The sequence below is a fragment of the Novosphingobium sp. EMRT-2 genome (assembly GCF_005145025.1).
GTDB lineage: Bacteria > Pseudomonadota > Alphaproteobacteria > Sphingomonadales > Sphingomonadaceae > Novosphingobium.
The window spans coordinates 3,543,965-3,568,496 of sequence record NZ_CP039695.1; the positions used below are offsets into that span (position 1 = coordinate 3,543,965).

Genomic DNA, 24,532 nt, shown 5'->3' on the forward strand with positions numbered 1-24,532 from the left:
GCACTCTTGACCGTTTGGTCATCTATGATATTTGACTAAAAAGTCAAGTTTGAGTCGCGGCACCGAGACCGCAGCCGAACAGAGGATGTCGGGAGACGATGGCGATGAGCATCATCCGCATCGAGGATATTGCCCATGTGCGCTTTGCCGCGCCCGATCTGGGAGCGATGCGTGCCTTTCTGGAGGATTTCGGGCTGACCTGCTTCGAGCAGGACGGCCGGCTCTACGCCCGGGGCGGGGATGGTCGGCCGTTCCTCCATGTGACCGAACCGGGCGACCCGGGCTTTCGCGGCGTGGGCTTCCGGGCGGAGCGGATCGAGGATCTGGAAGCGCTGGCGCGTGCCGAAGGCGTGGCGGTAGAACCGCTCGACGAACCCGGCGGCGGCTCGGTGGTCCGCCTGCGCGATCCCGATGGTTTCATGGTGGAAGTTGTGGCGGGCCAGTCGAAGAAATCGGAAAGCCCCGCCATGGCCGATCCCGTGCGTAACACCGCCAGCGCAAAGCCGCGCTTCCGCCAACTCGTGCGGCTTGAAGGCGGGCCGGCGCACGTCCGGCGCATCGGCCATTGCGTGCTCAACGTCTCCGATTTCCGCACCTCGGAGGCTTGGTACAAGCAGCGCTTCGGCTTCCTGACCTCGGACGAGGTGGAAGCCGCGCCGAACCTGCCGCTGGGCGCGTTCATGCGCTGCGATCGGGGTGACAAGCCGGCCGATCACCACACGCTGTTCCTGGCGCAACTGCCACAGAAGCTGGGCTTCCTGCACGCCGCGTTCGAGGTTTCCAACTTCGACGACCTGATGCTGGGGCATCAGCACCTGAAGGCGCGCAAGCGCACGGCGGCATGGGGCGTGGGCCGGCATATCATGGGCAGCCAGATCTTCGACTACTGGAAAGACCCCTGGGGCCACGAACTAGAACACTGGACCGATGGCGACTTGCTGACGGCGGCCGATCCGCCGCAAAAGATGCCGGTCGCGAGCCTGCTGGCGGTGCAATGGGGCAGCCCGCATCCGATGCTGGCGGGGCGGATGGCCCCGAAGCCCGGAGTCCTCGCCTTCGCCATGGCCCTGCAATTGCGCATCCGGCGGCTGTTCCGCCGCAACCCGAAAGGACAAGCCGCATGAAACTTGCCAGCTATCACGCCGCCGATGGCGCGGTCCGCACCGCGATCGTGGTGGGCGACACGCTGATCGATACCGGCATCGAAGGATCGATGATCGATCTGATCGCGAACTGGGATGCGGTGAAGGATGGGCTGGCCGCGAAGGCCGCGGCGGGCGGTGGCGTCCCGCTGGCTTCGGTGAGGCTGGCGTCGCCCGTGCAGCGGCCGGGCAAGATATTCGCGATCGGTCTCAACTATGCCGATCACATCGCGGAATCGAACATGGGCACGCCCGAACGGCAGGTATGGTTCACCAAGGCGCAGACGTCCGTGAACGGGCCGTTCGATCCCATCCTGATCGCGAAGGGCACGGTCACCAACGATTACGAGGTCGAACTGGTCGCAGTGATCGGCAAGCGCGGCAAGCATATCCCGGCGGACAAGGCGGCGGAGCATGTGTTCGGCTATTGCGTGGGCAACGACGTGACCGAGCGCATGTGGCAGCATGCCGGCCCGCAATGGTCGCTGGGCAAGAGCTTCGACACGCACGCGCCGATGGGGCCGTGGCTGACCACTGCCGATGACGTGGCCGATCCGCACGCGCTGGGCATCCGCTGCTTCGTCAATGGCGAGAAGCGGCAGGATTCGAACACCCGAAATCTGGTGTTCAACCTGTGGCAGCAGATCGAGCATCTTTCGCAGGCGATGACGCTGGAGCCGGGCGACGTGATCTTCACCGGCACGCCCGGCGGCGTGGGCGCGGCAATGGACCCGCGCCAGTTCCTGAAGCCCGGCGACGTGGTGCGGTGCGAGATCGATGGCCTTGGCGCGATCGAGGGCACGATGGCGGCGGAGGGCTGAGCCGATGGCCGCCGCCGCTATCCAAGAATGCGACGTTCTCATCGCCGGCGGCGGCCCGACCGGCGTGACGCTGGCCCTGCTTCTGGCAAGGCAGGGCGTTTCGGTGATCGTGGCGGAGAAGGAAGCGGAGATATACCCGTTGCCGCGCGCCGCGCATCTCGATCACGAGATCATCCGCGTGTTTCAGGAAGTGGGCGCGGCCGAGGCCATCGTCCGGTCGAGCCGGCAATCGAGCCGCTATGACTTCCTCAACGGCACTGGCGAAATCCTGCTGCGGTTCACCGGATCAGACCGCATCGGTCCGGGCGGCTGGCCGGCCGCGAACATGATCCACCAGCCGTCGGTGGAGCGGGTATTGCGCGACCGGCTGGCGGACTACCCCGCCGCCCGGCTGGAAGCGCGCTGGGAGGTGTTATCGTTTGCGGAAGACGCCGGCGGCGTGACCGCCCGCGTCGCCACGCCTGCTGGCGAGCAGGTAGTGCGCGCGCGCTACCTCGTGGGCGCGGACGGCGCGCGCAGCCCGATGCGCAAGGCGGCGGAAATCGGCTTCGAGGACCTGGGTTTCGAGGAGCCCTGGCTGGTGGTCGATACGATCGTGCAGGACTTTTCGCGCCTGCCGGCGGTGAATCTCCAGATCTGCGATCCCGAGCGCCCGACCACCTGCGTCCTGATGGGCGAGGGGCGGCACCGCTGGGAGTTCATGATAAAGCCGGGCGAAACGGCGGAGGAGATCAGCGCGGACGCCACCATCGAGCGGCTGATGGCGCCGTGGAAGGTCGATGGCGCGGTCACGCTGGAGCGCAAGGCGGTCTATACCTTCCGCGCCCGCATTGCGGAACAGTGGCGCAAGGGGCGCCTGCTGCTGGCGGGCGACGCCGCGCACCAGACGCCACCGTTCGCGGGGCAGGGGTTGTGTTCGGGTATTCGCGATGCGGCGAACCTCGCGTGGAAACTCGCCGCGATCCTGCGCGAGGGTGCGCCGGACAGCCTGCTCGACAGTTACCAGCCCGAGCGCGAGCCGAACCTGCGGGCGACCATCGGCATGGCGATCATGATGGGGCGCACGGTCTGCATCACCGATCCGGCAGCCGCGGCCGAGCGCGACCGGCAGATGCTGGCGGCCCGCGCGGCTGGACAGTCGCCCGATGAAACGCCCGCCTATCCGCCTCTCGATACCGGGGTGATCCTTGCCGGGACGGCGGGGGCGGGCAGCTATTTTCCCCAGGCGATCGCCGATGGCGCGCGGCTTGACGATGCGCTGGGCACCGGTGCTTGGCTGCTGATGCGTGCTGAGGCTGGGGAAGCGGGCGGCATCCGTTCGGCGGGACTGGATGATCCTGCGCTCGCCCCGTTCCGGCAAGCGCTGGAAACATGGCTGGATGCCCATGACGCGCCGGCCGTGCTGGTGCGCCCGGATCGCTACGTGTTCGGCACCGGCGATGCCGCCGTGCTGGCGCAAGCGTGGCGGAACGCGGTTTTCGCCAGGGGATAGGCCGACGCGCAAAAAAGGAGGCGGATGGCTCGCACATTTCGCTTAATCGGCAGCGCCGGCCGACGTAGTGTCGGGCGCATGACCGCGCTATCCAACCGCTCGCTTGTCGCTATTGATCGCGACAACCTGATCCACCCCGTCGTGTCGTTTCGCGGCCATGAAAAGCACGGGCCGCGCATTCTGGAATCCGGGCAGGGCATGTGGCTGACCGATATCGACGGCCGCCGCATGATCGATGCGTTCGCCGGGCTGTGGTGCGTCAACGTCGGCTACGGGCAGGAAAGCATCGTCGCGGCCGCGACCGAACAGCTCCGCAAGCTGCCCTACGCCACGGGCTTCTTCCACTATGGCTGCGAACCGGCGATCCGGCTGGCCGGCGAACTCTGCGCGCTGGCGCCGGAAGGGCTGGACCACGTCTTTTTCACGCTGGGCGGTTCGGATGCGGTCGACAGCGCCATCCGCTATATCGTGCATTACTGGAACGCGGTGGGGCAGCCGCAGAAGAAGCACTTCATTGCGCAGGTGAACGGCTACCACGGGTCTAGCAGCCTGGGGTCTGGGCTGACCGCGCTGCCGCACTTCCACCGCAATTTCGATCTGCCGCGCCCGTGGCAGCATCATATCGCTTCGCCGTTTCCCTATCGCCATCCCGAAGGCCACGATTCCGCCGCGCTGATCGCCGCCAGCGTCGGCGCGCTGGAGGCCAAGGTCGCGGAACTGGGCGCGGAGAATGTCGCGGCGTTCTTCTGCGAACCGATCCAGGGATCGGGCGGGGTGATTGTGCCGCCGCCGGGCTGGCTCAAGGCGATGCGCGAGGCTTGCACGCGGCTGGGCATCCTGATGGTGGTGGACGAGGTGATTACGGGCTTCGGCCGCACCGGGCCGATGTTCGCGAGCCTTGCGGAAGGTGTCTCGCCCGATCTGATGACCATGGCGAAGGGGCTGACCTCCGGCTACGTGCCGATGGGCGGGGTTATGATGGCCGACCATGTCTATCAGGGGATCGCCGATGGGGCGGCCGAAGCCCTGCCGATCGGCCATGGCTATACCTATTCGGGTCATCCGGTCAGCGCGGCGGTGGCGCTGGAATGCCTGCGTCTCTATCAGGAGGGCGGGCTGCTGGCGAACGGGGTGGACGTGGGCGGCACGCTTGCCGCGCATTTCGAACGGCTGAAGGATCACCCGCTGGTGGGCGATGTGCGTTCGCGCGGGATGCTTGGCGCGATTGAACTGGTTTCGGACAAGCAGGCGCGCACCAACTTCGCGCCGGAGCTCGATGTCGCCGGCCGGCTGGCGCAACTGACGTGGGACAACGGCGTGATCGTCCGCTGTTTCGCCAACGGCGCGATCGGCTTCGCGCCGGCGCTGTGCTGTTCGCACGACGAAATGGACGAGATTTTCGCGCGGATCGACCGCACGCTGGACCAGTTGCTCGCGATGCCGGATATTCGCGCGGCGATGCGTTAGGCGCTCGGTTCTAGGCGGCGGCCCTGGCGCGCGTATCGCCGCGAAACGAGGCGGCCGTGGCAATGCCCAGCACCACGAGGCTGCTGACCAGTTCGATGCGCGCGCTGGAACTGAAGGCCATCGCGCCCAGCACCGCGAGGATGGCCCCGGCCGTGGCGTAGCTGAGATAAGGATGCAGCCACATGCGAATGGGTGGTGCCGTGCCGTCCTGTTGGTTGCGGTTGCGCAGCCGCACCTGCGCGAAGCAGACGAACAGGTAGATGAACAGCATCAGCGCGCCCGACGCGTTGACGAGGAAGCTGAACACCAGTTCCGGCGAAAGCACCGAGGCGGCGAGCGCGAGATAAGCGAACAGGCTGGCGAAAATGGTCGAGCGCGCCGGCACCGAGCGCCGGTTGAGCGCGACGAGCGCGCGGGGCGCATCGCCCTTTTCCGACAGCACGAACAGCACGCGCGAGGTGACGTAAAGCCCCGAATTGAGGCACGAGAGCACCGCCACCAGCACGAGCAGGTTCATCATGTCGCCCGCGTGCGGGATGTGCATGTAATCGAGCGCGGCGGCGAAGGGAGACTTGCCCGCCTTGATCGAGGTCCACGGCACGACCGAGACGATCAGGCCGATCGAGAGCAGGTAGAACAGCAGGATGCGCATCGCCACGCTGCCGGTGATGCGGGCGATGGTCTTGGCGGGTTCCTGCGATTCCGCCGCCGCCACGGTCGCGATCTCCGCGCCGCACAGCGCGAAGATCACGCTGGTCACGCCCGCGATCACCGCGCCCCACCCGTTCGGCGCGAAACCGCCGTGCGCCACGAGGTTGGCAAAGGTCGGCCCCGTGGGCGAGGTGATGCCGCTGGCCCACAGCCCCGCGATCAGGATGAACGCGATGATCGCGCCGACCTTGGTCAGCGACAGCCAGAACTCGAACTCGCCATAGGATAGCGCCGACATCAGGTTCACCGCGGTCAGGCCGGCGAGAAGGAACACGCCGATCGTCCAGACCGGCAGGTCTATCCAGCCGTGCAGGATGACTGCCCCCGCGATCGCCTCGATCGCGACCACCACGACCCAGAAGTACCAGTAGAGCCATCCGCAGACGAAGCCGGCGCGATGGCCCAGGCCGATGCGCACCAGTTCGGTGAACGATCCCGCGCCGGGATGCTGGCTGGCCATCTCGCTCAACATGCGCATGACCATCAGGATCACCAGCCCGGCAATGCCGTAGCTGACGATCACCGCCGGCCCCACGCGCGCGATGGAGGTGCTGCTGCCCACGAACAGGCCCGCCCCGATGATGCCGCCAATGGCGATCATCGAAACGTGGCGGGACTTCAGGGCTGTGCTCAGGTTACGCGGGGGTTCGGCGGACACGCGGTCTCCGGAAATGTCAGGGCGGTGGATGCGCCGGTCAGCGCTGGAATACGAGCTTGCCGCCCAGGAACGTCATGTCAACCTGCCCCGCCAGGATTGTTTCCGGGCTGGCTGTCAGCGGATCGAACGGCAGCACGATCATGTCGGCCAGCTTGCCCGGCTCGATCGTGCCCTTGGTCTTTTCCTCCCACGAAAGATAGGCGCCGTTCGCGGTGTACATGCGGATCGCGTCTTCGCGCGGGATCGCTTCTTCCGCGCCGTGAACCTGTCCGCTCGGTCCCTTGCGGGTGATCGCCGCGTAGAGGCCCACGAACGGGTTGACCGGAAGGTTGTCGCTGCCGAACGCCATGAACAGGCCGAACTTCTTGACCGGCGTGGTTAGCGGGTTGTTGTGCGCCAGCCGCCAGTCGTCGAGCACCTGCATGTAGCGGTCCTCCAGATTGTAGAGGAAGTTCGGCTGCTGCGCGATCATGATGCTGTCGCGCTTCATCGTGGCCATCGTCTCGTCGGGCGGCATGATCGTGAAGTGATCGGTGAACCAGCGGCGGTCGGCCATCGGGTGCGCGGGATCGGGAATGGCGTTCAGCGCCTTGTCATAGGCTTGGATGGTCTGGACGATCGCGGCATCGCCGATGCAGTGCAGGCCCATCTGCCAGCCGAGCCGGGCCGAGGTATCCACCATTTCCTGCAACTCGGCATCGGTAAAGCGGCCCTTGCCGCGAAATCCGGGCTGGCCCTTGTAGTCGGCCAGGAGCCAGGCGGTTGGGCCGGTGAAGCCGCCGTCCACCGCGCTCTCCCCGATCGCGCCAAGCCGGACATGCTCGTCGCCGTAACCGGTATGATAGGGGAAAGCCTTGAGCCGTTCGGCGCCGGGGTAGCTGATGTACATCGTGATGCGCGGCAGCTGGTCGCCCATTTCGGCATAGATTTCGCGCGCGCGGCGGAACGTCATGTTCGCGCCGGCCCACGAGGCGCCCGGATCGGAGCCGGCCGCGCCGCCCTTGCCGACGGGTTCGTCGTCGATCGTGCCGCTGGCGTCATGAAAGCTGGTGATGCCGAGCGAGAGGATGTTCTTGAGCCAGCCGATATAGGCCGGGCGCATCGATTCCCAGCTGGGCGTGGGGATGAATGCGCTGACCAGATCGAAGCGTTCACGGATGATCCCGTTGGGTTCGCCGGCCGCGTCGTGCTCGATCAGACCGCTCTTGGGATCGGGCGTGGCGCGATCGATGCCGGCGATCTTGAGTGCGGCGGAATTGCTGACCGCCGAATGCGCGCCGGCGCGCACCAGCATCACCGGGTTGTTCGGCGTGGCCGCATCAAGGTCCGCGCGCGTCAGGTTGCGCTTTTCGGCAAGGTTCGATTCCTGCCAGCCATAGCCGGTGATCCATTGGCCGGGGCCGAGTTGCGCCGCCTTCTTGCGCAGCATGTCCTGCACTTCGGCCACGCTGTGCGCGCTCTGGACGGCAATGTCGTTCGGCGCCATCGGCTTGGGGTGCAGGTGCGTGTCGGTGAAGCCGGGCATCAGCGTGCGACCGGCCAGGTCGATCGTGCGATCGGCCGTGTAGCGATCCGCCAGTTCCTCGCCCCCCACGGCGACGATGCGGCCATCGCGGACGGCCACCGCCGAGCGGACGGAAAACGAAGGGTCGACCGTGAGCACGTGGCCGTGGCGGAGGAGGAGATCGACTTTCTCCTTTGCCAGGGCCGGCGCAGCCCATGCCGCGGTGATCGCCAAAGCCGTGCCGAGCAGTCGGATCCGCCGCCCCGTTGTATTGGTCATTTCCCCTTACCCCCGCTTACGCCAAAAACTGAACATCTGTCCGGAATGCTAACAGCATCCGCGCGGCGTTCAATCGGCCCCGCCCACCTTTGTTTGCGGCGCCGCATTCCCGTTTGCCCGCGAACGAATGGTTGCCAATAGAAGCAGGCGTTGCCATAGGCGCCGGCCGCTTCCCGACCCCGTTGCAAAGGAATCCTCCATGGCCACTGGCACGCCCACCGCGCGCGCTGTCGGCATCGACTTCGGCACCACGAATTCGGTCATCGCCACGACGGCCGGCGCTGGGGAGGCGGGGCTCGTCCGCTTCGACGCGCCCGACGGGACCAGCGCGGTTTTCCGTTCGGCCCTGTGCTTCTGGGAAGATAGCGCCATGCGCGGCGGGCTGGCGCACGAGGCCGGGCCGTGGGCCATCGCCGAATTTCTCGACATGCCCGATGGCAGCCGCTTCATCCAGTCGTTCAAGTCCGTTGCCGCCAACGCCCTGTTCGAACACGCCACGATCTTCGAAAAGCGCCTGCGGTTCGAGGATCTCGGCAAGGTGTTCCTGGAACACCTGCGCGCCCGTTCCGCCGGCGCGCTGCGCGATCTGCCGGAACGGATCATCGTCGGCCGCCCGGTGCGCTATGTCGGGGCACGACCCGATCCCGCGCTGGCGCGCGCTCGGTACGACGCGATGTTCGCGCTGCTGGGGCGCGAGGTACACTACGTGTACGAGCCGATGGGCGCCGCCTTCAGCTTTGCCGCGCGTCTCACCCAACCCGCGACGCTGCTCGTGGCGGACTTCGGCGGCGGCACCAGCGACTTTTCCATCGTGCGGGTGGAAGCGCCGGGCGCGGCGCAGCGGTGCGTGCCGCTGGGATCGGCCGGTATCGGCATCGCCGGGGACCGGTTCGACTACCGCATCATGGACCATCTGGTGCTGCCGATGCTGGGCAAGGGCGGCACCTATCGCTCGTTCGACAAGGTGCTGGAAATCCCGGCCGGGCACTTCACCGATTTCGGCGACTGGTCGCGCTTGGCGCTGATGCGCAACCGGCGGACGCTGGAGGAACTGGAGCGCCTGCGCCGCGCTGCCAGCGATCCGCAGGCGATCGGGCGGATGATCGCGGTGGTGGAAAACGAGCTGGGCTATCCGTTGTACGATGCGGTCGGCCGGCTCAAGCGCGCACTGTCGAGCGAGGAGCGGGCGACCTTCCGGTTCGACAGCCCGGCCCTGAAAGTGCAGGCCGACGTTAGCCGCGCGGATTTCGAGCAATGGATCGCGCCCGATCTGGCCCGGATCGGCGAAACGGTGGATGCGGCCCTCGCCAGCGCCGGGCTGGCGCCGCAGGATATCGACCATGTGTTTCTCACCGGCGGCTCCTCGCTGATTCCCGCCGTGCGCCGCCTGTTCACCGAGCGGTTCGAAGCGGGTCGCATCGATAGCGGCGAGGAGCTGACCTCGATCGCGCACGGGCTTGCGCTGATCGGGCAGGAGCCCGATCTGTCGATCTGGACGGTTAAGGAAGAGGAACCGGCATGAGCGTGGCCTTTCGCAGGGAGAGCGATGACGAGCATCTCGAACCGACGTTCGAGCTTCCGATCCCGCCCGGTCCCAACCTCGTCACCGCACGCGGTCTGGCGCTGATCGCCGGCAAGGTGGCCGAACTGGAGGCGGCGCTGTTGCCGCTGACGGACGAGGCGGAGGTGAAGAAGGTGCGCCGTGAATTGCGCTACTGGAGCACGCGCCAGGCGACCGCGCAACTGGCGCCAAAGCCCGGCGGCGAGACGGTGGAGTTCGGTTGCGCCGTGACTTTCGCGCTGCGGGGCAAGGCGAAGACGATCACCATCGTCGGCGATGACGAGGCCGACCCGGCGGCGAACCTGATCTCGTTTTCCGCGCCGCTCAGCCGCGCGATGATGGGCGCGGAGGAGGGCGATTTCGTGGATTTCGCCGGGGAGGCCGATGCGATCGAGATTCAGGAAATCCGCGTCCCGGCTGCTTGATTTCCTGCGGGAAGGCAATCGCGGGCGTCATTTTGCGCTTGGCTAACCGCGCCGCATGGCCCACGCGTCCGCAGCCGTTCCCGATCGCCGAGAGTTTCCCGTGCTGCAAAGTCTGTTCGCGTGTCTGCCGATCCTGGGACTGGTCGCTCTCGGCTTCGGTTTCGGGAAAGTGGCGCGTCCGGGCGTCGAGGGCCTTTCCGCGATCAACACGGCGGTCATGTACCTGTTTTTTCCCGCGCTGCTGTTCAAGGTGGGGGCCGATACGGATTGGCGCGCGGTGTTCGAACCGGGCTTCCTGCTGGCCTTCGGGGGCGCGGCAATGCTGGCCTTCGCCCTGTCGCTGATGGTGCTGCGGCGCCTGTCCCCGCACGACCGGTCGGGCGCGATCGTCGGGGCGTTGAGCGCGTCCTATGCCAACACCGCGTTTCTCGGCCTGCCGCTGGCCGGGGCCTTGCTGGGGCAGATCGGAATTTCCGCCGCGATGCTGGCCAGCATGATACTTCTGCTGACCGTGGTGGCGGCCGCGCTGGTGCTACTGCCATCGCAGGACGGCAGGGCTGGGCTTTCGACCAAGCTGGCGGGCGTGACGTTCCGCAATCCGCTGGTCGTCGCGGCGGTGTTGGGGATCGGCTGGTCCCTGCTGCGCCTGCCGATGCCGGAGCCCTTGCACGATATGCTGTCGCTGCTGGGCGGCGCAGCGACGCCCTGCGCGCTGATCTCGGTCGGTGCGGCGATGGCGGGCGCGCGGATCGCGGGATCGCTGGCGGTCTGGATGGTGGTGTCCGGCAAAATGGTGCTGCAACCGGCGCTGGCCGCGCTGGCGGCGCACCTTTGCGGATTGCCGCCGGTCTGGACCAGCGCCGCGGTGCTGCTCTCCGCCCTGCCGACAGGCGCGGTGCCCACGCTGCTGGCGCGGTCCTATGGCGTGGACCCGATGGGACCGGCGCAGGCGTCGGCGATCACCACGCTGCTCTCGGTGGTGGCGACACCGGTCGTGTTCGCGCTGTTCCCGCCGGGGTGAGCCGCGCTCAGCCGAGCAGGGCGGCGAGATCGATGTCGGCCAGCGTCGCGAACTGGATGTCAGCCCGCGGCAGGGGTGTTTCCCCGATGCCGACCGCGCGGAAACCGGCCGCCCGGATCGCCTCGATCCCGGCCGGGGCATCCTCGAAGCCGATCATCGCTTGCGGCGGCAAGCCGAACGCGCGGGCGCAGGCCAGGAACAGGTCCGGCGCCGGCTTGGGCAGGTGATTGGCGGGATCGGCGATGAATTCGAACGCATCGGCCACGCCAAGCCGTTCCAGCAGGGCGGGGGCGTTGCGGCTGGCGGAAGCAAGGCCGATGCGCAATCCGCGCGTGGCCGCTTCATCGAGCAGCGCGGCCGCGCCGGGCAACAGGGCGTCCGCCGTCAGCGTGGAGATCGCATCCACGTAGAAGCCGTTCTTGCGCGCGGCCAGGCGCGCTATCTCGTCGTCCGGCAAATCGCGCTGCCCCAGCTTCAGGATGTGCCGCAGCGAATTGATCCGGTCGACGCCCTTCAGCGCTTCGTTGTCCTCGGCGGTGAACGGGATGCCGAGTTCGTCCGCCAGCCGCTTCCAGGCCGCGAAGTGCAGCGTCGCGCTGTCCGCGATCACGCCGTCGAGGTCGAAGGCGAGGCCCTTGATTGCCCTCATGCCGGCAGGTCCAGCGTGACCGGCGTGGCGCCCACGGTCACGGTCTCGCCCCAATGGGTCAGGTCCAGCGGCTCGCCGTCGACCGTATAGGTTGCCTTTCCGTTCGCAACCTTGAGCGCGACCGCCCGACCGCGGAACTGCACGCCGAGTTCGTAATCGCCGGCAACGGGGTGCGCGCGGGGGGAAAACGCAAGCGAACCGTCGAGCGTGGAAAGCCCCGCGAAGCCGAACGCCAGCGCATTCCAGCCGCCGCCAAGCGCCGCCATATGCAGGCCATGCCCTGTATTGGCGTGGAGGTTGAGCAGGTCGGTCAGCACCGTGTCGGTCCAGTAGCGGGCGGCGCGATCGGTTTCGCCGGCCAGCGCGGCCGCCGTCGCGAAGCTGCTGGCGGAAAGCGTGGAATCGTGGACGGTGAGCGCTTCGTACACATCCAGCATGCGCTTGCGCATGTCCGGGGTGAAGCGGTGGGGCAGGGTGGCGACCGCCAGCACCGCGTCCGCCTGCTTGCACACGCAATGGCGGTAGATGTGCAGCGGATGGTAATGCAGCAGCAGCGGGAACTTGCCCGGCGGGGTGCTGTCGATCGGCCAAGGCTGCTTGCCGAAGAAGGCATCGTCCTGCGCGAAGACCTGCCGGGCTTCGTCGAAGGGCAGAAAGATCGTGTCGGCGGCGCGCAGCATGGCCTGCCGCTCCGCCGGGGAAAGCCCCGGATCGATGCCGTGGCGCTGTTCGAGCGAGGCGGCATAGCGCATGTGCTCGGCCGCCATCAGGTTGGTGTAGAGATTGTTGTCGACCAGCGCGGTGTATTCGTCCGGACCGGTCACGCGGTTGATGACGAAGGCATCACCGCGCGCGGGATCGTGCCACCCCATCGACAGCCAGATGCGCGCGGTTTCGGCCAGCAGCTCCGCCCCGCCTTCGAGCAGGATCGAGAGGTCGGCCGTCGTCTCCACATAGAGCCGCAGCGCGTGTGCGACATCGGCGTTGATATGGTACTGCGCCGATCCCGCGAGGAAATAGGACGAACATTCGCGCCCGCCGATGGTGCGCCAGGGCAGCACCGCACCCGCTTCATGCCCCAGATCGCGCGCGTTCTGGCGCGCGGCGTCCAGCCCCGCCACGCGCCAGGCCAGCGCCGCGCGCGCCATGGCGGGCTGGGTATGGATCAGGAAGGGCAGGGCATAGGTTTCCGCGTCCCAGAAGATGTGCCCTTCATAGCCTTCGCCGGTCTGGCCTTTGGCGGCGATGGAGCCGCGCCCGTCGCGCCGGACCGCCTGGGCGATCTGGAAAAGCCCATGCCGCAGCGCGCCTTCGGCCACCGGATCGGCCAGGGCAAAGCGGGTTCCTGCCCAGATCGCACTCCAGGCCTGCGCCTGTTCCGCCAGCAGCGCGTCGGCACCGGCGGCCGTGGCCGTGCCGACCAGCGCGCGCGCGCGCGCCGCCAATCCGTCGGGGGGGGTATCGCGTTCGGCGACATAGGCGGTCAGCACCGGGATGCGCCGTGTCTCCCCCGCCGGGATGCGGACCTGCAGCGGCGCGCTGCGGGCCACGACCACGGTGAAGCCGCTCCGTTCGAGCCGGTCGGCGCGGCAGGGGATGGTATCGGCGGAGACGGCCATTTCGCGCCAGGGGTTGGCCATCGCCTGCGTGATGCGCGGATCGTCGATATCCGCCGGCGGCGTGGCCAGCCGGGGGGCATCGATTCCGCCAGCGATCGTCAGCTCGATGGGGCTCGCGCCCGCGATTACGTCCACCACGCATCCCGCCAGCGTCTGCTCTGCCATGCTGGCGAAGCGGGTGAGCGTGATCGTCGCATCGCCGTGCTGCACCACCTGGCGCAGCACGCCCCGCTTCATGTCGAGTTCGAGCGGCGCGTCGATTGCGATGGGCGTGCCGTCGATGCCGATCGCTATCTTCGTTCCGTCGGCAACGGAAAGGCGCACGTCGCCACCGCGCGGCAATCCGTGGGCGCCTTCGTGGTAATCGATCGGCACCCGATCATAGACGCCGTTGAGATAGACGCGCGGCAGATCGTCCATGCCGGTTTCGGCGCGGATGCCGATGAAGCCGTTGCCGATCGCGAAGATCGCCGGAACCTGCGGCCCCAGATCAAGCGGAGCCGCCACGGTCCAGCCATCGCGAATCATCCGGGCCTGCGAAAAGTCTGCGCGAGCCCCGTCGGCAGGGTGCATTCCATCTCTCCCATGGGTGCCTGAGGCGCCTAAGAAAGCGCCGGAACACGGTCCGAAACACATTAATGATATGCATTTCATTACCGAAATGCTAGCTTCCGTTCAAGCCGCATGACGGCATGATGCGCAATAAGGGAGAGGCAAGCGTGGCATTTGCGGGAATCAGTGCGCGGAGACCGGAAGAAAACGCGGGGAGTGACGGCGGTGTCGTCTCTCCCCGGGCCGGCTGGTTCGTTACGTTCGCGCTGTGCCTGGGCTACGCCACTTTCGCGATTCTGCTCAACAGCGTGGGGACCGCGATTCTCCAGTCGACCGGCTACTTCCATGTCGACAACCGCGCCGCCAGCACGCTCGAAGCGTTCAAGGACATCACCATCGCCGTGGCCTCGTTCACGCTGGCCTCGCACTTGCCGCGCTTCGGCATCCGGCGTTCGATGGTCGCCGCGCTGCTGATCGCCGGGCTGGGTTGCATTGCCGTGCCGCTGGGCGATTCCTTCTGGGCGATGCGGCTGATGTTCTTCGCCACCGGCCTTGGCTTCGCGCTGATGAAAGTGGCGGTCTATTCGTCGGTCGGCCTGCTGACCGGATCCGCTTCCGGCCATGCGCGCTTGCTGGGGATCATCGAATCCGGCTTCATGGCCGCGGTCGTCTCCAGCTCCTGGATTTTCGCGGCTTTCATCGATCCCACGGATCCGTCGTCGCCTTCGTGGCTGAATACCTACTGGCTTCTTGCCGGCCTGTGCCTGGTCGCGGCCCTGGCTGCGGCATTCGTGCGCATCGATGAGCGGGGGCTGGTGGCGAAGCCGGAAAGCGATGCCGCCGCGCCGCGCGCGTTTCCGGCCATGCTCGCCCTGTTGCGGCTGCGGCTGACGCAGGTCTTTATTGCCGCGATATTTCTCTATGTGCTCATCGAGCAGGGCGTGGGGACGTGGCTGCCCACGATCAACCACCGCGTGCTGGGGCTCGACGGCCAGATCGCGGTGCAGGCGGCGTCGGCTTTCGCCATGTCGATCGCGCTGGGGCGGCTCGTTGCGAGCCTGCTGGTGACGCGAATAGGATGGTTTCCGCTCATGCTCGGTTGCTTGGCGGGCATGGCGGCGATCCTGCTGGCGGTGCCAGGCATGGTGGGGACGGATGCCCGTGCGCTGGTCACGTCATGGCGCGATATCCCGCTTCCGGCGCTATTATTGCCCGCGATCGGGTTCTTCATGGCGCCGATCTATCCCACGCTCAACTCGGTGATCCTGAGCAGCGTGCCCAAGGCGCGGCAGCCGGGATTGATCGGCCTGATCGTGGTGTTCTCTGCGCTAGGCGGTACCACCGGATCGCGGATTGTCGCCGAGTTGTTCTCCGCTATTCCGGACGCGCGCGTTCTGTACAGCCTGCTGGTGCCGATCGCGCTGCTCGCAGCCGGCGTGATCGTGCTGAAGAGGCTGGCCGAGGAAGGGGTGTCTGTCGACTGATCTAGGTCTCGCGCGCGATCAGGCGCGTGGGCAGCACGGTGGACGCGGCGCGGCCGCCTTCGATCTTCTGCATCAGCTTTTCGACCAGAATCGCGCCGGCGATGTGGGTTTCCTGTTCCACCGTGGTGATCGCCGGGGTGAAGGCTGCCGCCGGCGGGATGTTGTTGTACCCGACCAGCGCGAAATCCTCCGGCGCGCGCAATCCCCGTTCCTTGAACGCGGCGATTACCGCCATGGCTGCCGTGTCGGAAAAGGCGAAGACGGCATCGGGGGCGGGATTCGCGCCGAGGTAGGCGGCGGTATCGTTGAGCGTGGAGGTATACGACATGTCGCCCGTGCGCAGCATCCGGATGGACGCGGATTTGCCGTGCGCCGCCTCGCTCAGCCCATCGTGGCGCATCGCGATTTCGGCATGGTTGGTATCGCCGATAAACAGCCAGTCCTTGCGCCCCGACCGCAGGAAGTATTCGCCCGCCAGCCGTCCGCCCAGGCGATTGTCGCTGCCCACGGCGCAATAGGGCTCGGTCGGATCGACCGCGCCCCACACCACGAACGGCACGCCCAGCTTGGCCAGATCGCGCAGCATCGGATCGCGTTCGCCCTGGCCCAGGAAAATGAAGCCATCGACCACGCGCGCGTTGACCTGGTCCTGATAGGCGCGTTCGTCCTGCGCCGCGGGCGGGGAAAGCAGGAGATCAAGCTTCCGGACGGCCAGCGCTTCGGCAACGCCGGCCAGCAGTTCGAAGATGAACGGGTCGGCGATTCGGCCGCCCCGGTGCGAGCCGAAGTCGAGCACCACGCTGATCGTATCGGTGCGGGTCTGCCGCAGTTTCTGCGCGTTGCGGTTCACCGCATAGCCGTGCGCGCGGGCCACCTCGAGCACGTGATCACGCGTGGCCTGGGTCACCAGCGGACTGCCGCTAAGCACGCGCGAGACGGTGGGCTTCGATACGTTCGCGATGCGGGCGATGTCGGCCATGCTGACCCCCATCGATCGTGACCGATTTTTCCGGATACCCGCTTCGTCCGCCACCCGTTGCTCCCGCCCTTTTGTGTTGCGCGCGCGTTATTGCAGGGTTCCGGTTAAAAATGAACAGCTGCAACTTGCCCTTGAAATGCATTTCATGACTCGTTAAAGGACTGTCATGCACTCGCCGCAAAGGCGATGATCAAGGGAGAGAGGTGCATGAGACTTTCCATGAATGGCATGGTGCGTTCCGGTGTGGCGGCAGGCGCGATCGCGCTGGCGCTCGCGGCGAATGCCGTGCAGGCCCAGGACGCCGCAGCCCCGCAGGAAGCGGCCGCTTCCGAAACCGTTGACGATGCCAACGCCATCGTCGTGATCGGTACCCCCGGCGGCGCGGGCGTGCGCAAGCAGGATGCTTCCTACGCCATTACCACCATCAACGAAGCCGCGCTCGAACGCATTTCGCCCAAGAGCACGGCCGAAGTCTTCACGCTCGTTCCTGGCGTCTGGGCCGAAAGCTCCAGCGGCGTGGCCGGTGCGAACATCGACGTGCGCGGTCTGCCGGGCGGCAGCGATGCGCCGTGGGTGACGATGTCGCTCAATGGCGCGCCGATCTATGGCACGGAATCGCTGTCGTTCATGGACAACAGCTCGATCTTCCGCACCGACGAGACGATCGCCTCCACCGAAGCCGCGCACGGCGGCCCGAACGCGGTGTTCTCCAACGGCGAAGTCGGCGTCACGCTCAACTTCAACCTGAAGAAGGGTGGCGAAACGACCGAGGGCCGGGTCAAGCTTTCGGCGACGGATTACGGCATGGCACGCGCCGACGCGGTCATTTCCGGTCCGCTGGGCCACGATCTCTATTACATGATCGGCGGCTATGTGCAGCAATCGCCGGGCATCCGCGATGCGCAGTTCAAGTCGGAGAAGGGGCGCCAGATCAGTGCGCAACTGACCAAGAAGTTCGACAACGGCGAAATCAGCATCTGGACCCGCGTCACCGACGATCACGGCCAGTGGTATCTGCCGATGGCCCTCAACACCGGCAACGATCTGGGCACGTTCTCGCAGCTTGGCAACGCTACGCGCTATGCCACGTTGCAGGTGGGGCCGAACGAGACGAAGACCTATGACTTCGCCCGTGGTCGCGGCTGGAAGGGCAGCCTTTCGGGCCTGAACCTGAAGTTCGATCTGGGCGGCGGCTGGTCGGTGCGCGACAACCTGTCCTACACCAACGGCAATGCCGATACGCTGGGCTTCGTGCCGGACGGTTCGCCGATCCGCGTCAGCGCTCTGCAGGCCGCCAATCCGGCTCTGGGAACGATCAAGACGGCCGGTGGCGTGACGCTGAACGCCAACGACTGGATCCAGAACTACGGCCACTGGGTGGTCGAGAAGAAGATCGAATCCTTCACCAACGATCTGAGCGTCAATTTCCATTCCGGCATCAACAACTTCACCGCGGGTTACTACCGCGCGGACTGGTCGGCCGACGATTTCTGGACGCTGGGCAACGCCGTGCCGGTGCAGAACGTGCAGAACGGCGATCTGCTGCAAAGCGGCATCACCTGCGGGATGCTGGCCAGCGCCGGATCGGGATCGAGCTGCTTCCATTATGGCATCCGCTCATCGGGCGATGCGCAGGTCAACGCCATCTACCTGGCCGACAGCGTGCAGGTGACGGACAAGCTGCGTATCGATCTGGGTGTGCGCCATCAGTGGCTGGCGCTCGATTACGTGATCGATTCCAACGATTCCGGCACGTATGGCTATCCGGACGGCACGGTGAACCAGCGCAACCACGTCACGGCGAAGAAGTTCGCCTATTCGGCGGCGGCGAACTATGCGTTCGATCCGCACCTTGGCGTGTTCCTGCGCTACTCGAAGGGCTATCGCTACCCGAACTTCGACGATCTGCGCAGCGGCAACCAGAACGTGTTCGGCGTCAGCCAGCTCGAAGGCGGGGTGAAGTATTCCAGCCAGCTCCTGTCGCTCTACGCTACCGCGTTCTATAACAAGAACAATAATTTCGACTCCACCGTCGGTTCGGTGGTGGCGAATTCGCAGTTCAAGACGCGGGCCTATGGCCTCGAACTGGACGGCAACCTGCGCCTCGGCGCCTTCGGGTTCGCAACCCTCGCGACCTTGCAGAACGCCAAGGTCACCGCTTCGTCGACCCCCGCACAGGTGGGCAACGAGGTGCTCCGTCAGCCGAAGTACCAGATCCGCCTTTCGCCGAGCTATGACGTGACCGTCGGCACGGTAAAGGTCAGCCTGTTCGGCGCGGCGTCGTTCATCGGGGCGCGCTGGAGCGATCTGGCCAACACCTCGCGTCTGCCGGCGTACACCAAGCTGGACCTCGGGGCGCAGGCCAAGCTCGATTCCGGCCTGTTCTTCTCGGTGCGGGCGGATAACCTCAACAACAGCCACGGCCTGACCGAAGGCGATCCGCGCAATCCGGCGACGCCGAACGGCCGTCCGATCCTGGGGCGTTCGGTGCTGTTCAGCCTGGGTTACGACTTCTGACGTAAACTCCAGCCTTCAATTCCCTCCTCTCTCGGGGCTGGAACCTCCCTCGGTTCCGGCCCCGTTTCTTTTGCGGCGTGTTTTTGACGGAGATGCGGATAGCCAGCCTTGCGCGGCGCGGTTATGCAATGCTCCCGGGGGCGCATTCGGGATGTAAGGACAAGTCGATGAAGCAGATTGCGATGGGTTTTATCCTGGCGCTGGTGGCGCCGGTTGCGGCGCAGGCCGCTGACACGGGCGCGGTTGCCACGACGACCGTAGCGAAGTTCTCGATCGATACCCCAATCCAGGACATCGTTGCCAACGAACAGGGCAAGGCCGTGATCGAACGGAATTTCCCCGGCCTGATCGCGCGGCCCGAATATGAAATGTTCAAGGCGATCAGCCTCAAGGCGCTGCAGCCCTATTCCAGTGGCAAGATCACCGACGAGATGCTGGCCAAGACGCAGAGCGAACTCGCCGCGATCCAGTAAGAAGGCGCGACCACCCGTCGGGGGCGGTTACCGATGGGGTGCGAAACAATTGGCGCTTTCATTGCCATAATCTGTGCTCTAGGCTCTCGGGGGCGATAACAAAACGCGGGTGGAGAGTATGGGGCGCAGGATGCTGACAGGGCTGGCCGCGGTGCTGGCGGCCGGGTGCTGTTCGGGTGGATCGGGGGCATTCGCCCAGACGGCCGCTGCCCAGGCCGCCGATCCTCCCAGCGCGACGACAAGGGCGGTCAACGAGGCCGCGCGCGCCGCCGCGCCGTTTCAGGACCGGCGCGATTATGACTTCGCCGCGCGCGGTTTCGTGGCGACCCGCAAGGACCCGCTGATCCGCGCCGCCGACGGGCGCGTGGTGTGGGATCTCAATACCTTCAGCTTCGTCGAAGCCCCGGCGCCCGATACGGTCAACCCCAGCCTGTGGCGCCATGCGCAGGTGCTTTCGCGCGCTGGGTTGTTCAAGGTTTCCGACCGCATCTGGCAGGTGCGCGGGTTCGATATCGCCAACGTGACCTTCGTGAAGGGCGACAAGGGCTGGATCGTGATCGATCCGCTGACGGCGGACGAGACGGCCCGCGCGGCCTATGACCTCGTGACCGAGCAGCTCGGCAAGCGGCCAGTCAGCGCGATCATCTATACCCATTCGCATATCGACCACTTCGGCGGCGCGAGTGGCATTCTGCCTTTCGCGGTGCCAGACGTGCCGATCCTGGCGCCGCAAGGCTTCACCGAGGCGGCGGTGGGTGAAAACGTGATCGCCGGCCCGGCCATGGCGCGCCGCGCGATCTATCAGTTCGGGCTGACGCTGCCCAAGGGACCCACCGGCAGCATGGGCTCGGGGATCGGCATGGCCGTGGCGCCCGGTACGCAGGGGCTTGTTCCGCCCAATCGCGAGATCGCGAAGACCGGCACGGAGATCGTGCTCGACGGGGTGAAGCTGCGCTTCCAGGTCACGCCGGGCACGGAAGCCCCGGCCGAAATGAACATCGGTTTCCCCGACTGGAAAGTGGCCGATCTCGCCGAAAACGCCAATGTCACGCAGCACAACATCCTGACCCCGCGCGGCGCGGTGGTGCGCAACGCCAAGGCCTGGGCGCAGGGATTGACCGAGGCGATCGATTTCTTCGCCGGCGCCGACGTCATGATTACCAGCCACGGCTGGCCGCGCTTCGGCGCCGCCGAAATCACGGACTTTCTCGGCAAGCACCGCGATGCCTATGCGTATCTGCACGATCAGACCGTGCGGCTGATGAACCAGGGGCTGACCGGCGACGAAATCGCCGTGAAGCTGACGCTGCCGAAGGCGTTGCAGCAGGAATGGTATGACCGGCCGTATTACGGCTCGCTCAGCTTCAACGCGCGAGCGGTCTATCAATTCTACATGGGCTGGTACGATGGCAACCCGGTGCATCTCGCTCCGTTGCCGCCCGAGGAAGGCGGCCGCCGCTATGTCGAGGCGCTGGGCGGCGCGGCGCGGGTGCGGCAGCTGGCGCAGGCGGCCTATGACAAGGGCGACTATGCCTGGGCGGCGGAACTGCTCAACCGCGCGGTCTTCGCCGACGCCGGTGACACCGCCGCGCGCGATTTGCTGGCGCGCTGCTATCAGCAACTTGCCTGGCAGAGCGAGAACTCGTTGTGGCGCAACATGTATCTGACCGGCGCGAGCGAATTGCGTGGCGCGCAGCCGCCGACCGCATCCGCCATCTCGCCGGGAATTGCCGGCTCGCTGACGCCCGAACAGTTGTTCGATGTGCTCTCGGTCCGCTTTGCGGCCGAGAAGGCCGGCGATGCCAAGCTGCGGCTGGCGTTCGTGTTCCCTGACCGGAACGCGCAAGTGACGGTCACGGTCGCCAACGGCGTGCTGGTCCACCGGCCGGGCGTGGTCGGCACGCCCGATGCCACGCTGACGATCAAGTATGCCGATCTTGTCGCGGCGCTGCTGCGTGGTCAGCCGCTCGCGCCCAAGATCGCGTCGGGCGAGGCGAAGATCGAAGGGCAACCGGTCGCGTTCGCGCAATTGGTGAACTGGATAGATAAGCCGACGCCGCCATTCGCGATCGTCACGCCATGACCGCACCGGAAGGAGAAGGATGATGACTGCTCGCAGGAAGATTGCCGTTGGAGCATGTGCCGCCGCGCTGGCCTTCGCGCTTCCCTCCGCCGCTGTGCTTGCACAGGCCGCGCCGGCCGCTATCGCTGCGCCCACGCGCGAGGCTGAGATCGCCCGGGAAGCCTACAGCTACCTTTACCCGCTGGTGGTGATGGACGTGACGCGGCGGCAGGCGACGCAGAAGGGCGCGACCGGCATGGGCGCGCCGGTCAATACTTTCCATCATAACCAGGCGTTCCCGCCGGGCGATTTTCGCGCGGTGGTGCGGCCCAATTTCGATACGCTCTATTCGAGCGCCTGGCTGGATCTGGCGGATGGCCCGGTCCTGCTGACGATCGGAAACACGCAGGGCCGGTATTACATGCTGCCGCTTTACGATATGTGGACCGATACCTTCGCGGTGCCGGGCAGCGAGACGCTGGCCCCCGAAGGCGGCCGGTTCGCAGTGGTGCCGCCCGGCTGGAAGGGCACGCTGCCCAAGGGGGTGGAGCGGATCGATTCCCCCACGCGCTATGTCTGGATCATCGGACGCGTGCAGACGAATGGCCCCGCCGACTATCCCTTCGTGCACACGATTCAGCAGGCGTTTGCGCTGGTCCCGCCTATCCCCGGCGCGAAGGCGCCGCCACGCGCGGCCGACGTGCCCGTTCCGGCGGACAAGTCGCCCGTGGCCATCGTCAACGCGATGAGCGCGGCGGAATTCTATGAAACGGCGATGCGGTTGATGGTGGACAATCCGCCGCACTTCAACGACCAGCCGCAGCTTGCGCGGCTGGGCATGGTGGGGCTGCGCGCCGGGCAGGGGTTCCGTTTTGCGGGTCTTGCTCCGTCGGTCCAGCAGGCACTGACCCAGGCCAAGACGCAAGGCCCGGCGAACCTGCTTCGCTATGCGTGGCAGGCGGGGCAGCAGCGCGGCGGCTGGCGCACGATGACGACCTCGATCGGCTCGTACGGCGTCGATTACGACCAGCGCGCGGCGGTTGCGCTGATCGGGCTGGGCGCGAACCATCCGGTCGACGCCATCTACCCGCGCGCGGCCGCGGACAAGGATGGCAAGCCGCTGGACGGGACCAACCGCTATGTCGTGCATTTCAAGGCGGGCCAGTTGCCGCCCGTGCGCGCGTTCTGGTCGCTGACGGCTTACAACAAGGAAAGCTATACCGACCCCAACGCGATCGACCGCTATGCCATCGGGGACCGCGACAAGCTGACGTTCAACACCGACGGTTCGCTCGACCTCTATCTCCAGGCGGACGATCCGGGGGCGGACAAGCGTTCCAACTGGCTGCCGGTGCCGCGCGGGCCGTTCGACATGAACCTGCGGCTGTACAGCCCGAAGCCCGAGGCGCTGTCCGGCGATTGGCCGATGCCGGTGGTGGAACGGTTGCCCTAAGGAACTCCGCTCCCGATCGCACCGGCGTTTGCCGCCACTGTAGGCGACGAACGCCGGCGCTGATCGATCGGATTACTTCACTAGGTGCGCGCTCTGGATGGTCAGCGCGAACAGCGCGGTCAGCGCGTCGGAGATGCTCTGGTCGGTCGATACGGTATAGACCAGTGGCGTGCCGTCGCGCGCTGCGGAAGCGCACTTCTGAAGCGCCGGCAGAACGTTGCCCAAATAGGGGGCAACATTGGATTGCGACCAGGAATCCCCTGTCAGCGCATCCGGCAGGTATTCGGTGTAGAGGATCGCGATCTTGATACCGCGGTTCTTGATGGTGGTGCAGTTGTTCAGGTGCGCGGTCGTCAACTCGCGGTTCCAGCGGCTCGATCCGATCTGCTCGTCGGTCACGCCGTCGGTGATGATGAACAGCACTTCCTGCGGTTTGGCAGTCGTGGTGCCGTCGCCGGGATTGGGCATCGTCGAGTTCATCGCGGTGAGCATGTTGTTGAACTCGGTCGCCTTGTCGTTGATGTTGGTCGACGATGTCGGCTTGCCGTTGGCGTACCAGAAGTCGGTCGTGCTATCGAGATCGGGGATGTTGGACGTCGTCATGTTCTGGACGTCCGTCATCGAGGTGTGGGTGGTGACCGGTGTCGAATAGCCCGGATGCGTCCAGTCGAAGCTGAACACCTGCATCTTGTAGGTAACGTTGTTCTTCGTCGCCATGTTCTGGGCGAAGGGAATGAGGTCCTGGGCCGCCAGCGTCTCGGCGCCGATGCGCAGCGGGATGGGCGATGCGGTGGGATAGAGCGTGGTATAGTTGTGCGTCAGCCAGTACCCGTCGGCATAGAAGCCGGTGATGGACTGCGACTTGTTGCTCATATCCTTGTAGGTGAACGAGAACCTGTTGCTGTTTACCGAAACGGACGTTCCGATCTTGGTGCCGTTTTGATCGTACAGGTTCTTGGAACCGTCGATCTGATACCAGGTCTTGTACCCTGTGTTGCCGGAATTGTAGTAGTTTCCGTTCAGGAATACGTCGCGGTTGTTGGATGTCTTGATATTGATGCCGTCGGCACGCGGGTCTTGGGCGTGACAGGCGAAGGCACAGCCGGTGGCGTTGCGGATGGAAGTAAGGCCGCTCGAGGTCGAGGGCAGCAGCATCGATGGCGATTTGTCCATCGTCAGGAAGAAGTTGATGTGCGGGGCCTGCGCCGCGTTGGCGGTCGACGATCCGGCGATGGGCAGCGTGGCATAGCCCAGGATGCCGCCGAACAGGTTCACCGATTTCGCGGTGTAGCTCACCACGATCGTCCGGCCGCTGTTGAGCGCGCCGGTATCGACCAGGCTGACGTTGAGATCGGTGGAGGCGTTGAACTGGATGTCCTGCAGCCCGCTGACCTGCGAGATGAAGATCTGGCGAGCGGCCGCCAGCGCGGTGTCGGTCGATTGCTGCATCAGCGTGGCATTGGTGCCGGCCAGCGCCGCCGCGTCCGCTGCGGCGTTCATGCGCGTCTGCTGCGTTTGCGCGCGGCCATAATCGATGCCCATGCCCACGGCGAACAGCATGGGGATCAGCAGCGCGGCCATCATGATGAGCACGTTGCCCTGGCTGTCGTCGCGCAGCCGGCGCGCGGTTTCGCGCAGCGTGTGGAACAGTCGCATGGGGGGC

The 24,532-nt window shown here is 66.1% G+C and carries 18 protein-coding genes; 12 read left to right on the top strand and 6 right to left on the bottom strand.

Annotated elements, in window-relative coordinates; genetic code table 11:
• Positions 1–104 precede the first annotated feature (104 nt).
• The 4 genes from FA702_RS17205 (at position 105) to FA702_RS17220 (ending at position 4,922) form a co-directional block, all read left to right on the top strand.
• Positions 105–1,124 (top strand): VOC family protein, encoded by a 1,020-nt coding sequence (locus FA702_RS17205; protein WP_136957091.1) that lies wholly within the window; start codon positions 105–107, stop codon positions 1,122–1,124.
• Entirely contained in the window at positions 1,121–1,963 is an 843-nt protein-coding gene (locus FA702_RS17210) for a fumarylacetoacetate hydrolase family protein (RefSeq protein WP_136957092.1), read from the top strand. Before FA702_RS17205 ends, FA702_RS17210 begins: the two co-directional genes overlap by 4 nt.
• A gap of 4 nt (positions 1,964–1,967) precedes the next feature.
• Positions 1,968–3,455 (top strand): bifunctional 3-(3-hydroxy-phenyl)propionate/3-hydroxycinnamic acid hydroxylase, encoded by a 1,488-nt coding sequence (locus FA702_RS17215; protein WP_168196101.1) that lies wholly within the window; start codon positions 1,968–1,970, stop codon positions 3,453–3,455.
• A gap of 78 nt (positions 3,456–3,533) precedes the next feature.
• On the top strand, positions 3,534–4,922 hold the full coding sequence (locus FA702_RS17220; RefSeq protein ID WP_136957094.1) for an aspartate aminotransferase family protein: 1,389 nt from the start codon (positions 3,534–3,536) through the stop codon (positions 4,920–4,922).
• A 10-nt stretch (positions 4,923–4,932) separates the two neighbouring features.
• Here the strand turns inward: FA702_RS17220 and FA702_RS17225 are convergent, their stop codons facing one another.
• Positions 4,933–6,291 carry an amino acid permease gene (locus tag FA702_RS17225; RefSeq protein WP_255504636.1) on the bottom strand — a complete coding sequence of 453 codons (1,359 nt, stop codon included), beginning with the start codon at positions 6,289–6,291 and terminating at the stop codon, positions 4,933–4,935.
• Between the two features lie 37 nt (positions 6,292–6,328).
• Entirely contained in the window at positions 6,329–8,074 is a 1,746-nt protein-coding gene (locus FA702_RS17230; protein WP_136957095.1) for an amidohydrolase, read from the bottom strand.
• 199 nt (positions 8,075–8,273) lie between these two features.
• Between FA702_RS17230 and FA702_RS17235 the strand changes: the two genes are divergently transcribed.
• From FA702_RS17235 to FA702_RS17245, 3 genes are all read left to right on the top strand, one after another.
• Entirely contained in the window at positions 8,274–9,596 is a 1,323-nt protein-coding gene (locus tag FA702_RS17235) for an Hsp70 family protein (RefSeq protein ID WP_136957096.1), read from the top strand.
• Positions 9,593–10,060, top strand: coding sequence for a GreA/GreB family elongation factor (locus tag FA702_RS17240; RefSeq protein WP_136957097.1), 468 nt, complete (start codon positions 9,593–9,595; stop codon positions 10,058–10,060). The genes FA702_RS17235 and FA702_RS17240 overlap by 4 nt, the downstream gene beginning before the upstream one ends.
• 100 nt (positions 10,061–10,160) lie before the next feature.
• Positions 10,161–11,081: an AEC family transporter gene (locus FA702_RS17245; protein WP_168196102.1), complete on the top strand. Its 921-nt coding sequence runs from the start codon at positions 10,161–10,163 to the stop codon at positions 11,079–11,081.
• A 7-nt stretch (positions 11,082–11,088) separates the two neighbouring features.
• On the opposite strand, the gene pgmB is transcribed toward FA702_RS17245, so the two are convergent.
• Complete coding sequence (pgmB, locus tag FA702_RS17250; RefSeq protein WP_136957099.1) at positions 11,089–11,730, bottom strand: beta-phosphoglucomutase; 642 nt, start codon at positions 11,728–11,730, stop codon at positions 11,089–11,091.
• Positions 11,727–13,922 carry a glycoside hydrolase family 65 protein gene (locus tag FA702_RS17255; protein WP_168196103.1) on the bottom strand — a complete coding sequence of 732 codons (2,196 nt, stop codon included), beginning with the start codon at positions 13,920–13,922 and terminating at the stop codon, positions 11,727–11,729. Before FA702_RS17255 ends, pgmB begins: the two co-directional genes overlap by 4 nt.
• A 146-nt stretch (positions 13,923–14,068) precedes the next feature.
• Between FA702_RS17255 and FA702_RS17260 the strand changes: the two genes are divergently transcribed.
• On the top strand, positions 14,069–15,385 hold the full coding sequence (locus tag FA702_RS17260) for a sugar MFS transporter (protein ID WP_255504637.1): 1,317 nt from the start codon (positions 14,069–14,071) through the stop codon (positions 15,383–15,385).
• Position 15,386: 1 nt separating this feature from the next.
• Here FA702_RS17260 and FA702_RS17265 read toward each other — a convergent pair whose 3' ends face one another.
• Entirely contained in the window at positions 15,387–16,364 is a 978-nt protein-coding gene (locus FA702_RS17265; RefSeq protein ID WP_255504638.1) for a LacI family DNA-binding transcriptional regulator, read from the bottom strand.
• Between the two features lie 207 nt (positions 16,365–16,571).
• On the opposite strand from FA702_RS17265, the gene FA702_RS17270 reads away from it, so the two are divergent.
• The 4 genes from FA702_RS17270 to FA702_RS17285 all read left to right on the top strand — a co-directional run bounded on the left by FA702_RS17270 (position 16,572) and on the right by FA702_RS17285 (position 22,869).
• Positions 16,572–18,881 carry a TonB-dependent receptor gene (locus FA702_RS17270; RefSeq protein ID WP_136957102.1) on the top strand — a complete coding sequence of 770 codons (2,310 nt, stop codon included), beginning with the start codon at positions 16,572–16,574 and terminating at the stop codon, positions 18,879–18,881.
• Positions 18,882–19,048: 167 nt separating this feature from the next.
• Entirely contained in the window at positions 19,049–19,354 is a 306-nt protein-coding gene (locus tag FA702_RS17275) for a hypothetical protein (protein ID WP_136957103.1), read from the top strand.
• Between the two features lie 130 nt (positions 19,355–19,484).
• Positions 19,485–21,437 carry an alkyl/aryl-sulfatase gene (locus FA702_RS17280; RefSeq protein ID WP_210417564.1) on the top strand — a complete coding sequence of 651 codons (1,953 nt, stop codon included), beginning with the start codon at positions 19,485–19,487 and terminating at the stop codon, positions 21,435–21,437.
• A 22-nt stretch (positions 21,438–21,459) separates the two neighbouring features.
• The gene (locus tag FA702_RS17285; RefSeq protein ID WP_136957105.1) at positions 21,460–22,869 is read left to right on the top strand and encodes a DUF1254 domain-containing protein; all 1,410 of its coding nucleotides are present in this window, start codon (positions 21,460–21,462) and stop codon (positions 22,867–22,869) included.
• A gap of 72 nt (positions 22,870–22,941) precedes the next feature.
• On the opposite strand, the gene FA702_RS17290 is transcribed toward FA702_RS17285, so the two are convergent.
• Positions 22,942–24,525 (bottom strand): TadE/TadG family type IV pilus assembly protein, encoded by a 1,584-nt coding sequence (locus FA702_RS17290; RefSeq protein ID WP_168196104.1) that lies wholly within the window; start codon positions 24,523–24,525, stop codon positions 22,942–22,944.
• Positions 24,526–24,532 lie beyond the last annotated feature (7 nt).